This is a genomic window from Moraxella sp. (assembly GCF_024227015.1).
Lineage (GTDB): Bacteria > Pseudomonadota > Gammaproteobacteria > Pseudomonadales > Moraxellaceae > Moraxella.
Genome location: NZ_JAAELD010000050.1, coordinates 1 through 14,070, shown reverse-complemented (window position 1 = coordinate 14,070; position 14,070 = coordinate 1). Strand labels below are relative to the sequence as shown.

Here is a 14,070-nt window from a genome sequence, read left to right as displayed (position 1 = left end):
GCTTGGCGTTGCCGTTTGACTATTAGGGATGATTTTTGTTTTGTCATTCATGATGACCACCTCTTTTTGTATTATATCACAGTATTATTGGTATTTTGTTGATCAGTCTATCACACAATTTGGCGCATCACACCAATCAAACCTCGCCAAACAAGGAATGTTTCTGCTAACCATTCTCATTTAATTTGACTTATGATGGCTTTTAGTGCTATTTTTGCACTTTAATAAGGTCAAATTTGGCAATTTCAACCAACTTAACAAGGACACCCCATGACGCCATTATGCAGAATCATCACCATCACCCTTATCGCAATTGGCTTAACGCAGCTTAGCGCCTGCCAATCCCTCCAATATGGCGGCATCAAACCCACGGTCAGCGTCGGTGCTGGCGCAGGATTTTAATATTTTTTATTTAAACACTAAGGTTATATCATGTTTTTAAGAACCAAACTTAGCATGGCGATGATTATGGGCGTATTATCACTCACCGCCTGCCAAAGCCTGCCCAGCGATAGTGCATTAGCACCACAAACCACCCTAATCAAACAAGCCAACTATCACGAAGCCGCCTTAGATAACGGGCTGCACATCGTCATCAAAAAAGACACTCGCGCGCCAATCGCCATGACACAGCTGTGGTACAAGGTCGGCTCAAATGATGAACCTGTCGGCAAAGGTGGCATGTCGCATTTCTTAGAGCACATGATGTTCAAAGATAACGCGCACCTAAAGCGTACGGAATTCAACCGCCTGATCTCAGAGTTCGGCGGTCAAAATAACGCCTTTACCTCAGATACGCACACGGCTTATTATGAATTATTTCCTGCCAGCTATTACCCCCTTGCCATGCAGATGGAATCATTTCGCATGCAGGATCTGCACTTAAAAGACAGTGAAGTCGCCACCGAAAAAGAAGTCATCAAAGAAGAACGTCGCCAACGCACTGAGGACAACCCCCTATCCAAGGCTTATGAAGAATTCATCGCGCTAAGTCAGCCAGACAGCCCAAAATCTCGCCCCGTCATCGGTAGCATGACAGACATTGAGAATCTTAGCACGGCAGATCTGCAGGCGTGGTACGACACCTATTATGCGCCTAATAATGCCACACTCGTGGTTGTTGGCAATGTCGATTATGATGAAGTCATTAGCACCGCCAAAAAATATTTTGGTGACAAAAAAGCCACCAACATCCCAGAGCGCGTCATGCCCACGCAGCCGACCCATCAAGGTTATCGCCATGCAACCACTCAGCAAGCGGTCAAAGTGCCCTCACTCATGATGGCGTATAATGTACCATCCATCACCACCAGCGATAAACAAACAGCGCACGCTCTGTCTTTATTTCAGTATGTGCTAGATGGCGACATGTCGAGTTATTTTGAGCGTGTATTGGTGCGTGAAAAGCAGCTATTTAGTCAAATTTATGCTTCTTATGATGCCTTTGATCGTGGCGATGGTCTGTTTTTTATTCAGGCCGTACCCAGACAAGGTGTCAATCTACAGACAGCAGAACAAGCTATCTTAGATGTGATTGATACCGCCAAGAACACACCGATTACCGAGCAGCAGATGACGCGCATCACCACATCACTACTGTCTGAGCTGACTTTCGCCCAAGACAGTATCACCGCTCAGGCGCAGATCATCGGAGGGCTTGCCAACATGGGTCTGCCCGTGGACAGTTATGACAGACTGCCCGATGATCTAAAACAAATTCACCCCACAAAGGTGCAAGAAGTCGCCAAGCATTATCTCACCAAAGACAACCTAACGACATTGTATATACTGCCTAAAGGCAACGATTCGGACGGTCAATCCACTCAATAACAAGAAGGATAAAACAATGAAAATCAAATACTTGGCACTTGGGATATTACTTAGCATGATAAGCGTTGCCCACGCAAGCGATCATGCAGTGGCAACACCCATTGACTTCAGTCAGCCTTTACCCAAGCTTGACAGCCTAGAAAATATCAAGCAGGCGGAATTTCATCTACCAAACTTTGAGCGATTCCAAGCTACTGGAAATGTGCCTGTTATTTTTACAAAATTAGATGACCTGCCTATGGTAGATATCAGTGTCGAATTTCGCGCAGGGTCAGCTCATGATGATAAGATTCGCCCAGATGCACAAGGCATCGCCAACATGACCGCCACACTCTTAACCAAAGGCACAAAAACCCTTGATGAAGAAGCCTTCTTATTAAAAAGAGACAGTCTGGGCATACAGCTAGATGCAGGCGCAGGCAAGGACAGCTTTGGCATATCACTACGCAGTCTGTCTGATGAAGAGACGCTTAATGACGCACTTGACCTGATGAAGCAGATGCTGACAGAACCCGCCTTTGACGAATCGGTGTTGGCTCGCAATAAAGAAACCCTAAAAAATACCCTCAAGCAAAACGAACAAAACCCAAACTACATCGCCAATCGCGCTTATGCCCAAGCACTATTCAAAGACCATCCCTATGGCACGCTCACCACAGGCGACATCGAATCCGTGGACAAGCTAACTCGTGATGACCTAAACGCCTACATGGATAAGTTCTTGGTACGTCAAAATGCCGCCATCACCATCACAGGCAATCTTAGCCAAGAACGTGCGCACCGGATCGCCAACGACATCGCAAGCAGCCTACCTAGCGGCACAGCATCTAGCGCGATAGTCGCACCGACCAATCCGACCAAAGCTCACATACATGTGCCGCATGACAGCACACAGACAAGCATCATCATCGGGCATCTCGCCCCAAAATTCGCCACTAATGAGCAAGAATTTATCCAAAAAACGCAGTTTGGTTTGGCGAACAATGCCCTGGCAGGCGGTAGCTTCAATGCGCGACTGATGGATGAGATTCGTGAAAAACGCGGCTATACCTACGGCATCTATGGTCGCAGCACATCGCTAAAGAATGCCGGCAGCTATCAAATCAGCTTCTCAACCGCCAACAACCAAGCTGTCAATGCCATCAATGACACCCTGCAGGTGGTTAATGACACCATCAACAAAGGCATCCGTGAAGATGAGCTAAATCTGGTAAAAAACCAACAAACTCATCGCTATCCGATGAGCTTTGCCAGTAATGCCGCCATTCATGGCATAGCGACAACGCTAAACTTACACAATCTCCCTGACAGCTATGCAACCGATGAAATCAAGCGCATCCAAGGCACAGTTTTAGACGATGCCAATCAAGCACTCAAAAGCACCATCAAGCCTGATGACTTTATCATCGTGACAGTAGGTCAAGACAAGCCTGATTTATCGCATTTATTTAATGAATAAAAAAAACAAAAAAAAGCGGATGATAACATCCGCTTTTTATTATGAGCACAAGGTATCACAATACCATCGCTGCAATCCAGCCGAATACGATCAGCGGAATATTATAATGCACGAAAGTTGGAATGACCGTGTCTTTGATGTGGTCGTGCTGTCCATCGATGTTTAGACCCATGGTCGGACCCAGTGTTGAATCCGAAGCAGGAGAACCAGCATCGCCAAGCACGCCAGCTGTCGCAATCAGCACCACAGTCGCAGGCATGCTAAATCCCATCGCCATGCATAATGGCACATAAATCGCCGCCAAAATCGGCACAGTAGAGAATGATGAACCAATCCCTAAAGTCACAACAAGACCAATGATCAGCATCACCAACGCTGCCAAACCTTTATTACCGCCAAAGATATCCATCGCGCCCGCCACCAATGCATCGATCTGCCCTGTCGCCTTCATCACTTCCGCGAAGCCTTGCGCGCTAATCATGATAAAGCCAATCATCGCCATCATCTTGATGCCGTCATTAAACACGCCATCCGCTTCACGCCATTTGACCACACCAGACGCCATAAATACTGCAAAGCCTGCCATCGAGCCAATCAGCAGCGAGTCTGTATATAGATGCGCCACGAACGCGATCACAATGGCGATCAGCGCCACCACCGCACGGTAGGTGCTTGGCTTATCGGATGCTGTGTTATCAGGCTCTTGGCTGGTTTGCACTTGGATGTTTTGATAAACTCTTGGCTTACGATAGCTGATAAAGATAGCCGTCATCAGACCCAATAGCATACCCAAAGCAGGAATCATCATGATCTGCATGATCGATGCGCCCGTGGTATCCATGCCTGCATCGCCGACATTTTTTAGGATGATTTGGTTCAAGAAGATATCACCAAAGCCATAAGGGATGAACATATAAGTGTTCACCAGACCAAAGGTGATGATGCACGCCACCAAGCGTCTGTCCACCTGCAAGCGATTAAATAGTAACAGCAGCGGCGGTACAATCAGCGGAATAAAAGCAATGTGAATAGGAATCAAGTTCTGACTAAACACCGCCATCACAAAGATGATCCCAAATAACGCCCACTTCACCGCACCAGTTGCGCCAGCACCATTTAGGCGTGCGGTCAGACTGTCCGCAAGCAACTTTGGCGCGCCTGAGTGAGCGATTGCCATCGCGAACGCACCCAAGATCGCATAGGAAAGCGCGATTTGCGCGCCATTTTTGATGCCTTCTTGAAAGGCGTTTAGGCTGTCTGCCACGCCAAGTCCCGCCATCAAACCACCAACGAGCGCGCCGATGATTAAGCTTAGCACGACATGCACGCGCGCCAATGACAGACCGACCATGACAATAACAGCAATCAATACTGCATTCATGATAAACTCCCAATAAAAAATGCCGTTAATTATAGCGGATTTTTGATTTTTTAAATTAACTAAAAAATAATAAAAATCAATGAGTTATCAATTATATTGGTCTAGACAAATTACAAAAACTAACAAAATAGCAAAAATATAACTCACGGCAACGTAATAAATTTGAGAAGTTTTTGATTTCATTTTGGCAAAAATTACCCAACTTACTTGCATTTTTAAAATATCGCCACCATAAACCAAAGCACGATAACTAACGATATTAAGGAGAACTTCATGACTGATGAAGTCCTAACTTTTGACAACGAAAACGAAAATACCCTACCGTTATTGGCGGTGCGCGATGTCGTGGTCTATCCGCACATGCAGATCGCCCTGTTCGTCGGTCGTGAGCAATCACTGGCCGCCATTAAGACCGCCCAAGATGAATACGGTGAGAAGATTTTTGTCGTCTCTCAAAAAGACTCTCTAAGCGAAGAAATTGACATTGATAACTTATACGAATACGGCACAGTTTGTCGTGTGATTAGCACCATGCCACACGATAATGATGATGGCTGCCTAAAAGTTCTCATCGAAGGTCTGTACCGCGCCAAGATCGATGACATCGATGCCGATACACTCATCGCTCGCTTCCATGAAGCACCTGTTAAGAGTCCGATGAGTGATGATGAGAGCGATGCGCATCGTGCTGTGTTGCTTGATTTTTTTGCTGATTATGCAGAGACATCATTGCGTAATGCGCGCGAGATTATTCGTGTTGCCAGTCGCATTGATGATTTGCTTGAACTGATTTATTTTATCGCCACACGCATCTCCATGAAGCTTGAGGACAAACAAAACATCCTAGAGCGTGACGACATGATGGCGTACTATACCGCACTGACTGAATACTTCACCAGCAATAAAGCAGAGCGCACCTTAGAGCATGAGCTTCAAGACACCGTGCGCAAACAGATGGAAAATAATCAGCGCGAGTACTTCTTGAATGAAAAAATGAAAGCTATCAAAAATGAGCTTTCTGACCTAAATGATGGCGCTGACGAAGAAGATGGCGAGCTTGAAAAACGCCTAAAAGAAGCCGACCTACCTGACGATGTCCGCAAAAAAGCTGAAACTGAGTTTAAAAAATTAAAGCAAATGCCCCCAAGCTCATCGGAAGCGAGCGTGGTGCGTGGCTATGTGGAGTGGATACACGACACCCCATGGAAAAAAGCAAGTAAGGTATCCATTGACCTAAATAAAGCCAAAGAAACCCTAGACAAAGACCACTACGGGCTAGATGATGTCAAAGACCGCATTGTCGAGTACCTAGCGGTGCAGTCTCGTGTCAAAAAACTAAAAGGTCCTATCCTATGCCTAGTCGGACCGCCTGGTGTTGGTAAAACGTCGCTAGGCGAGAGTATCGCTCGTGCCACAGGGCGTAAGTTTGTGCGTATGGCGTTGGGCGGGGTGCGTGATGAAGCCGAGATTCGTGGGCATAGACGCACCTACATCGGAGCCATGCCGGGTAAGATTGTGCAGTCCTTGGCAAAAGTAGAGGTTAAAAATCCGCTATTCTTACTTGATGAGATTGACAAAATGGCACAGGACTATCGTGGCGACCCTGCGTCTGCCCTACTAGAAGTGCTTGACCCGTCGCAAAACAACAGCTTTAACGACCATTATCTTGACCTTGATTTGGATTTGTCCGAAGTCATGTTTATCTGTACCGCCAACAGCATGAACATACCCCCAGCCCTACTTGACCGCATGGAAGTCATTCGCTTGCCCGGCTACACCGAAGACGAAAAAATGAACATCGCCCAAAATTATCTCACCCCCAAAGCCCTAGAACAAAACGGGCTTGGTAAAGATGAGCTGGACATTACCGATGATGCCATTCTTAGCATTATCCGCCACTACACTCGTGAAGCAGGCGTGCGTAACCTTGAACGTGAGATTAACAAAATCAGCCGTAAAGCAGTGCGTTCGCAGGTTGAGACTTATGGCATTAAACCCAAAAAAGGCACGAAAATTGAGCCATTATCGGTAACGGACGATAACATCGCTGATTATTTGGGTGTAAAACCCTTTGACTTTGGCTTGGCAGAAAAAGAGCCAGAGATTGGGCGGATTACAGGACTTGCATGGACGTCTGTGGGCGGTGAGCTACTCACCATTGAGACCGCCACCATGCAGGGCAAGGGCGAGCTTGTCTTTACAGGGTCGCTTGGCGATGTCATGAAAGAGTCTATCCGTGCCGCCATGAGCGTGGTGCGAGCTGGGGGCGAACGCTTTGGTATCAGCTATGATAAGTTCAAAGACACCGACATTCATGTGCATATGCCCGAAGGTGCTACCCCCAAAGACGGTCCGTCCGCAGGTATCGCTTTGACTACCGCTTTGGTGTCCGCCTTTACAGGCATTGCCATTCGTGCCGACATCGCCATGACAGGCGAAGTTACCTTGCGTGGCAAAGTGCTAAAAATCGGCGGTCTAAAAGAAAAACTGCTCGCCGCCCACCGTGGTGGTATCAAGCATGTGCTTGTCCCCAAGTCCAACGAGCCTGACCTTGCCGACATTCCTGACAACGTCAAAGAAGGCTTGACCATTCAAGCGGTTGACACCATTGATGAAGTCCTAAAAGTCGCCCTAGTCGCCCCGCTCATGCCCTTAAAGCCGAGCGTGGTCGTTGATGCGAATGATAAGACGCTAAGAAGTTAATGAACGATAAATAAGCCCAATTGATTTGGGCTTATTTATTATTTTAGATTTGACGGTTTAATTATAGCGAAACCAACAACTAAAGGCTGATTTTTCAGCCAAAACCATGTAAAATATGACGTTTAAATAAAACAGCCAAACTCATGAAATCCCTACTTGACTTCCTACCACTCATCATCTTTTATGTTCTTTACAAGAACACAGATAAGACAGACGCTAATCACCCCCTGCTGTCAATCTTCGGGCTGTCGGGCGGTGTGGATAATAATCACATCTTGGTAGGCACACTTGGGCTCATACTTGGGACGACCATCGTTTATGGCTATTTGTTTTTTAGTCAAAAATTCCGCCTAGAGAAACAACAATGGTTCGTTCTGCTGATGACCGTTGTCTTTGGTGGACTAACCCTTGCTCTTAGTGACGATTATTACATCCGCTTAAAGGCAGTGTTAATTAATCTTGCCTTCGCCCTTGGTCTTGCCATCTCGCCATTATTTAATAAAGCACACCAGCCTATTATTAGAAAGCTGCTCGACCCTGTATTGAAATTAACCGCTCAAGGCTGGATGAAATTAAACTGGGCATGGGTGGGGCTGTTCACGCTTATGGCAAGCCTACACGCCTTTTTTGCCTTTGTCTTCATGAACGGTGAATATTGGGGTGAATTTACCGCTTTTGGTGATATTATTGTCATGATGAGCTTTATGGTGGGTATGTTTTTCGTGCTGCGTAAGAATTTTGTGCTAGATGAAAGCCAAATTAAAAAATAACCCAAAGCATTAAGTCAATCAGATGAAAAAATCCAATATCCGAGTATTACCCATTACCCCGTGGAGCAGTACATCAAAATGGAAATGCAAGTTTTTACCCTTGTTGGTATTGTGTTTGTCATTGTCTTTGTTTGGATTTGGTGAAGCCTTATTATTAAAATCTCAATTAGGTTCAGCCCCTTGGACGGTATTAGCACAAGGCATCGCCATACAAACAGGACTAAATATTGGTTTGATTACTTTTATGATTAGTGTCTTTGTTTTGTTAGCATGGATACCCTTAAAGCAACAATTAGGGCTAGGCACATTACTTAACATCACAATTATTGCCGTTACTTTGGGGATGTTTGATAAATTACTGCCCAATATAGAGCAATTAGTCATACAACTATTATTTGCAATTTTTGGTATTATTACCATTGGTATTGCGTCCGCTTTATATTTAACCACACACATGGGTGCAGGACCCAGAGATGGCTTGATGGTTGGGTTGTGTCAAGCAACAGGATTAAGAGTTGGCATCATTCGCACCTTAATTGAAGGGTCGGTGTGTTTATTAGGCTGGATATTGGGTGGCGTGGTTGGTTTGGCAACGTTGCTATTTGCCTTTGGGGTTGGTTGGGTTGTACAATATAGCTTAGTATTTTTAACCAAACATTATCAAATTAGCAATTAACATAGTTTTTAATGATTAAGTATTTTTAATAAACATGATTGAATGAATATGGTTATTTCATTCATTTTAAATGAACACTAGGAATTTTTTATGCCATTATTCGCCATCATCGGTCATGACGTCGCCGACAGTACAGCCAAGCGTGCCGAGATTCGCCCTGCTCATATCGAGCGACTAACCACCTTACACGCTCAGAACCGCCTTGTCATCGCAGGTCCTACACCCATCAATCACGGCGAACCTGCCATGAGTGGCAGCCTAATCATCGCCCATTTTGATGATATCGACCAAGCACGCGTATGGGCTGGCGATGAACCTTATCTGCATGGCGGTGTGTACAGCCATGTCGATGTTAAACCCTTCATTCAAGCACTGCCTAAAGACAGCAATGACTAACACGCTGCGTGTTGCCGACATCACATGGCAAACCGACCATCTGGGCAACACCGTGCCTGTCTCGCACGCATTTGATGACGTGTATTTTTCGCATTCAGGGGGAATACACGAAAGTCACTACGTATTCATTGAAGGCAATGATCTTGCCGATAGGCTTGCTAAGCTTGGCGACAAACAGACCTTCGTCGTCGCTGAGACTGGATTTGGCACGGGGCTAAACTTCTTAGCATTATGCAAATTCTGGGCAACCTTAAAACAAAACCAACAACTAAACCCCGGTACTAGACTGCATTTCATCAGCACCGAAAAATTCCCCTTAAGCCAAGAAGATCTGCGTACCGCTCTTGCAGCATGGCAAGGTGATGAACAAATTCAGCACTTCATACATCAGCTCATCCATCAATACCCGCTGCCCCTAGCAGGCTGCCATCGCATTTACATTCAAGATGACATCACTCTTGATCTATGGCTGGGCGACGCCCAAGAGAGTTTTAACCGCGTAATCCAGTCTCAATGTGTACAGAATAAGCCTGCCTCAATGGTTGATGCGTGGTTCTTAGATGGGTTTGCCCCCAGCAAGAATAGCGACCTATGGTCAGATGAGCTATTTAACACCATCAGCCAGCTGTCTAACACAGGTGCGACGCTGGCGACATTCACCGCGGCAGGCTTCGTCAGACGTGGACTGCAGGCTGTCGGCTTTGAGATGACTAAGCGCCAAGGGTTTGGTCGTAAGCGCGAAATGCTGACAGGAAAATTACCCTGCCAAGACGATAAAACCAAGCCAGCACCGAATCACATCGCCATCATTGGTGCGGGTGTATCAGGGCTGTGTGCTGCTTTGGCACTTGCCAGACGCAGCATTCAGGTCACTATTTTTGATAAGAACCCACCGCCAACAGGCGCATCGGCGAATCCCAGAGCGCTGTTCGCCCCCAAGCTGTCACTCATCGAACACGCCAAGGATCATCTATCCACCGTTTCATTCTTATATGCCGAGCGGTTTTATCAAGCATTAAATAAACATGGCGATGTCTTCGTGCAGTCGGGCGTGATGGATTTTTTATTACCCACCCAAAAAAGTACGGACAAACTACAAGCGCTGATCAGTCCTTACCCTGACGAACTCATCCATGAGATCACATCAGTCTATCCAAATCAGAACATCCACACCCTCGTGCCAAAGGCAGGTCTCATCCACCCCAAGAACCTTGCTACAGCCATCCTATCCCATCCGCTGATCTCATTTAAACAAGAAATGATCACAAAGATAGCAGATGCTGATAATGGCGTGGTATTGAGTGCAGGCGACAATGCTTATTCTGCCGATGACGTCATCATCGCATCAGGTTATGAGAGCCATCTGCTGCATGACAAGCTGTTTAACCCACGTAAAATTCGCGGTCAAGTCTCATGGCTATCCATTGATGATAATACCGCCTCTAACCTGCCGAATCAGCCGATCAAATACGATGGCTACTGCGCCAAATTCAATGATAATGGCGAGAATTATTTCTTGATGGGTGCCAGCTTTGTGCGTAATTGTACGGACACAGACATTAATAATGAAGAGCATCAATTCAATATTGATAAATTCTCCCAAGGCTTGCCGACGCTTGCTAAGCATCTGAATCTATCGCCTGATCGCCTATCTGGGCGGGCCAGCATTCGCGCGCAAACACCTGACTATCACCCCATCATCGGACAACTTGAAGGTAATATCTATGCGATGTATGGCATGGGATCAAAGGGTTTTACCTTTGCGCCGCTGTGCGGTGAGTTAATCGCAGGCATGATCTGTGATGAGGTTCTGCCCATCAGTGAAACCCTGCTGAATAAAATCAGCCCAAATCGTCCACGACTTCAAACCCCTTTATCGGACAATGAATAATTCGTCAAATACAAAAAAAACGGCTAGATTTACTAGCCGTTTTTTAATTGGAATCAACTTAATGATTATAGCGCATCAAAGCGTTTTTGTGCTTCATCCCAGTTTACCACGTTCCAGAATGCCTTGATGTAGTCTGGGCGTTTGTTTTGGTATTTTAGGTAGTAAGCATGCTCCCAAACGTCAAGACCGATGATCGGTTGACCTTCGCAGCCTGCTACTGATTTGCCCATCAGTGGGCTGTCTTGGTTAGCAGTAGATACAACAGCCAACTTATCACCTTGCTTAACCAGCCATGCCCAACCTGAACCGAAGCGGGTTTGTGCTGCTTTTTCGAATTCTTCTTTGAATGCATCTACAGAACCAAAATCACGTTCGATGGCTTCTTTTAGTGAACCGCCAAGCTCTGTGCCGGTTTTTAGGATGGTCCAAAATAGGCTGTGGTTCGCGTGACCGCCTGCGTTGTTACGAACTGCGGTTTGTTTATTAGCAGGAATCTTATCCAGGTTTGCGATTACTTCTTCAGCAGATTTGTCCGCCCACTCAGTGCCTTCTAGCGCAGCATTGGCGTTATTTACATAAGCTTGGTGGTGTTTGCTGTGGTGGATTTCCATGGTTTCTTTATCGAAATGTGGCTCTAGAGCGTCGTATGCATAGCCTAATTCTGGTAATACAAATGCCATAACGGTATTCCTTATAAATTAATGATGAATGATTTTACAACAGCGTTTAACTGTTCATTGTAATATAAGGGTTTAGTATGACAAAATCAAGTAAAAAACCAAAAGTTGCGTAAAATCAACACAAGCGTTACATAGAGCACATACCAAGGATTTATTTGACCTGTTTTGGTGTATGCATCTTAAATTCACTTTTAAAAAATTTCTGATTATTTTATAATCTTGGTAACCTTTTGGTGGACCATCATGATCATTGCCTATCTATTATGCGGCGTGCTGCTTGTTGTATTCTGCTTATTATTGCTTGCTGCTTTTAGTTATCGGCAATTGCCAAGCCCATTACAAGCCCGCACACAGACACTCACCTTACCGCCGAATCCAGATGGCGTGCTTAGCAGCCATATTCTAAAAGCCAATGCTCAAAATCCCAATCTCACAGGCATCTATGGATTTGGCAGTGGTCAGGATGCCTTTGCCGCCCGCATTTCCTTGGTTGAAGCTGCCGAATATTCGCTGGATATTCGTTATTATATCTGGAAAAATGACATATCTGGCAGACTCATGATTCAGCGCCTCTATGCAGCGGCCGAGCGCGGTGTCAGGGTGCGTATTCTATTAGATGATAACACAATGTCGGGCATGGATGGGGTCTTATTGGCGCTTGATAAACACCCTAACATCGAAGTTCGATTATTCAATCCCTTCATGCAGCGGCGGTTTCGCTTACTTGGGTTTCTAAGCGACTTTAAGCGGTTGAATTATCGCATGCACAATAAATCATTCACCGCAGACAGCGTTGTGAGCATCATCGGAGGTCGCAATATCGGTGATGAATATTTTGGCGCAGGTGATGGCATCATGTTCGCTGATATGGATGTGGCGGTGATTGGCGATGTGATGAATGCACTTAATGATGATTTTGATCAGTATTGGGCAAGCGATATCGTCTACCCTGCCAGCACCATCATTCCATCATCAACTAAGCCCATCACCATTCAGACTACACCCTTAGAAGATGATGCCACGCAAACCTATATCAAGCAAGTGCGGCAGTCAGACTACGTGCATAAATTGGCATTAAATGAAGTGGAGTTCCTATGGGCGAAAGTCACCCTAATCAGTGATAATCCCATCCGAAGCCAAGAATGCCAAGATGATACTGTCACTACGAAGATCGTCGGTTACTTTGAAAAAGCCAAGCATAGCCTAAACATCGTCTCACCATACTTCATCCCGACCAAATCCGGTCAAAAACTACTCGTCGATATCGCAAAATCAGGCACATCCATTCATATTCTCACCAACTCACTGGCAGCGAATGATGTCGCTGCTGTACATAGTGGCTATGCCAAATACCGAAAACCTCTACTAAAGGCAGGTATCAAGCTTTTTGAATTAAAGCCCGATGCCGCACCCATCACCCAAAAGAAAAAACAAGGTCTAGCGAGTGTCTATCGTAGCGGCAGTGGCTCAAGCCTACACGCCAAGACTTTTACCGTTGATGGTCGATACATGTTCGTGGGCTCGTATAATCTAGACCCACGTTCCGCCATTCATAACACCGAGATGGGTATCATCATCGACAGTCCACAGATGGCGCAGGCTGCTAATGAGCATATTTTAAATAATCTACATCATACCACTTACCATCTTGAACTGTCCGATCATCGCGTGAAGTGGCACAGCATCACAAACCATGATGAGCCTGATACAGATCAACAGATTATAACCTACCACAAAGACCCTGCCGCACCATGGCATAAACGCGTTGGCGTCTGGCTGTTAAAGTGGCTGCCCATCGAATGGCTGCTCTAAATAAAAAACCATCCGACTGGATGGTTTTAAAAATTTAAGATGCTTAGTGCTTAAAGATCACATCCACATCTTCGGTCTTATCATGCTGACCAAATTTATCAACCAGCGTCTGACTGGCTTCATTTAGCCCGAATACTTCCACGTCTGCACCCATTTTACGATATTTTAACACCACTTTATCAAGTGCTGATATCGCCGTCACGTCCCAAAAGTGCGCATGACTGACATCAATGCTGACTGACCTAACTTGCGGGCGGAATTCAAATTGACCCACAAAGCGATCCGCAGACGCAAAAAACACTTGCCCAAGCACACCATAAGCCAGACTTTCATCACGACCTGTCGGCAGGCTTTGCACTGTCATTAATCTGCCAATCTTATTGGCAAAGAACAATGCAGACAGCAGCACACCAGCGCCAACACCCAGCGCCAAATTATGCGTATATACAACGATCGCAACTGTTGCCAGCAT

12 protein-coding genes are annotated in these 14,070 nt (G+C 45.8%); 9 read left to right on the top strand and 3 right to left on the bottom strand.

Features of this window, described 5'->3' with window-relative positions:
- Nucleotides 1-270: 270 nt before the first annotated feature.
- The 3 genes from GY683_RS00970 to GY683_RS00960 are packed head-to-tail and all read left to right on the top strand — an operon-like array spanning nucleotide 271 to nucleotide 3,289.
- Nucleotides 271-402 carry a hypothetical protein gene (locus GY683_RS00970; RefSeq protein WP_297286972.1) on the top strand — a complete coding sequence of 44 codons (132 nt, stop codon included), beginning with the start codon at nucleotides 271-273 and terminating at the stop codon, nucleotides 400-402.
- A 30-nt stretch (nucleotides 403-432) separates the two neighbouring features.
- Nucleotides 433-1,830 (top strand): pitrilysin family protein, encoded by a 1,398-nt coding sequence (locus tag GY683_RS00965; RefSeq protein WP_297286971.1) that lies wholly within the window; start codon nucleotides 433-435, stop codon nucleotides 1,828-1,830.
- Between the two features lie 16 nt (nucleotides 1,831-1,846).
- Entirely contained in the window at nucleotides 1,847-3,289 is a 1,443-nt protein-coding gene (locus GY683_RS00960) for a pitrilysin family protein (RefSeq protein ID WP_297286970.1), read from the top strand.
- A gap of 55 nt (nucleotides 3,290-3,344) precedes the next feature.
- On the opposite strand, the gene GY683_RS00955 is transcribed toward GY683_RS00960, so the two are convergent.
- Complete coding sequence (locus GY683_RS00955; RefSeq protein WP_297286969.1) at nucleotides 3,345-4,670, bottom strand: Na+/H+ antiporter NhaC family protein; 1,326 nt, start codon at nucleotides 4,668-4,670, stop codon at nucleotides 3,345-3,347.
- Between the two features lie 273 nt (nucleotides 4,671-4,943).
- On the opposite strand from GY683_RS00955, the gene lon reads away from it, so the two are divergent.
- The 5 genes from lon to mnmD all read left to right on the top strand — a co-directional run bounded on the left by lon (nucleotide 4,944) and on the right by mnmD (nucleotide 11,106).
- The gene (gene lon / locus GY683_RS00950) at nucleotides 4,944-7,373 is read left to right on the top strand and encodes an endopeptidase La (RefSeq protein ID WP_297286968.1); all 2,430 of its coding nucleotides are present in this window, start codon (nucleotides 4,944-4,946) and stop codon (nucleotides 7,371-7,373) included.
- Nucleotides 7,374-7,516: 143 nt separating this feature from the next.
- Nucleotides 7,517-8,143: a septation protein IspZ gene (locus tag GY683_RS00945; protein WP_297286967.1), complete on the top strand. Its 627-nt coding sequence runs from the start codon at nucleotides 7,517-7,519 to the stop codon at nucleotides 8,141-8,143.
- Nucleotides 8,144-8,165: 22 nt separating this feature from the next.
- Nucleotides 8,166-8,819 carry a hypothetical protein gene (locus tag GY683_RS00940; protein WP_297286966.1) on the top strand — a complete coding sequence of 218 codons (654 nt, stop codon included), beginning with the start codon at nucleotides 8,166-8,168 and terminating at the stop codon, nucleotides 8,817-8,819.
- Nucleotides 8,820-8,909: 90 nt separating this feature from the next.
- The gene (locus GY683_RS00935; RefSeq protein WP_297286965.1) at nucleotides 8,910-9,215 is read left to right on the top strand and encodes a YciI family protein; all 306 of its coding nucleotides are present in this window, start codon (nucleotides 8,910-8,912) and stop codon (nucleotides 9,213-9,215) included.
- Entirely contained in the window at nucleotides 9,208-11,106 is a 1,899-nt protein-coding gene (gene mnmD, locus GY683_RS00930) for an FAD-dependent 5-carboxymethylaminomethyl-2-thiouridine(34) oxidoreductase MnmC (RefSeq protein WP_297286964.1), read from the top strand. Before GY683_RS00935 ends, mnmD begins: the two co-directional genes overlap by 8 nt.
- A gap of 65 nt (nucleotides 11,107-11,171) precedes the next feature.
- On the opposite strand, the gene sodA is transcribed toward mnmD, so the two are convergent.
- Entirely contained in the window at nucleotides 11,172-11,786 is a 615-nt protein-coding gene (gene sodA, locus GY683_RS00925; protein ID WP_297286963.1) for a superoxide dismutase [Mn], read from the bottom strand.
- Nucleotides 11,787-12,029: 243 nt separating this feature from the next.
- Here sodA and GY683_RS00920 point away from each other — a divergent pair, with 243 nt between their 5' ends.
- Nucleotides 12,030-13,598: a phospholipase D family protein gene (locus tag GY683_RS00920; protein WP_297286962.1), complete on the top strand. Its 1,569-nt coding sequence runs from the start codon at nucleotides 12,030-12,032 to the stop codon at nucleotides 13,596-13,598.
- Between the two features lie 43 nt (nucleotides 13,599-13,641).
- On the opposite strand, the gene GY683_RS00915 is transcribed toward GY683_RS00920, so the two are convergent.
- Nucleotides 13,642-14,070 (bottom strand): STAS domain-containing protein (locus GY683_RS00915; RefSeq protein ID WP_297286961.1); only part of this gene is annotated, 429 nt, incomplete at its 5' end.

Excerpts from the sequence above, each read along its gene's own strand:
- lon (WP_297286968.1), top strand. The coding sequence starts at position 4,944 with ATGACTGATGAAGTCCTAACTTTTGACAACGAAAACGAAAATACCCTA.
- GY683_RS00970 (WP_297286972.1), top strand. The coding sequence starts at position 271 with ATGACGCCATTATGCAGAATCATCACCATCACCCTTATCGCAATTGGC.
- GY683_RS00965 (WP_297286971.1), top strand. The coding sequence starts at position 433 with ATGTTTTTAAGAACCAAACTTAGCATGGCGATGATTATGGGCGTATTA.
- GY683_RS00920 (WP_297286962.1), top strand. The coding sequence starts at position 12,030 with ATGATCATTGCCTATCTATTATGCGGCGTGCTGCTTGTTGTATTCTGC.
- GY683_RS00940 (WP_297286966.1), top strand. The coding sequence starts at position 8,166 with ATGAAAAAATCCAATATCCGAGTATTACCCATTACCCCGTGGAGCAGT.
- GY683_RS00935 (WP_297286965.1), top strand. The coding sequence starts at position 8,910 with ATGCCATTATTCGCCATCATCGGTCATGACGTCGCCGACAGTACAGCC.
- mnmD (WP_297286964.1), top strand. The coding sequence starts at position 9,208 with ATGACTAACACGCTGCGTGTTGCCGACATCACATGGCAAACCGACCAT.
- GY683_RS00960 (WP_297286970.1), top strand. The coding sequence starts at position 1,847 with ATGAAAATCAAATACTTGGCACTTGGGATATTACTTAGCATGATAAGC.
- GY683_RS00945 (WP_297286967.1), top strand. The coding sequence starts at position 7,517 with ATGAAATCCCTACTTGACTTCCTACCACTCATCATCTTTTATGTTCTT.
- GY683_RS00955 (WP_297286969.1), bottom strand. The coding sequence starts at position 4,670 with ATGAATGCAGTATTGATTGCTGTTATTGTCATGGTCGGTCTGTCATTG.
- sodA (WP_297286963.1), bottom strand. The coding sequence starts at position 11,786 with ATGGCATTTGTATTACCAGAATTAGGCTATGCATACGACGCTCTAGAG.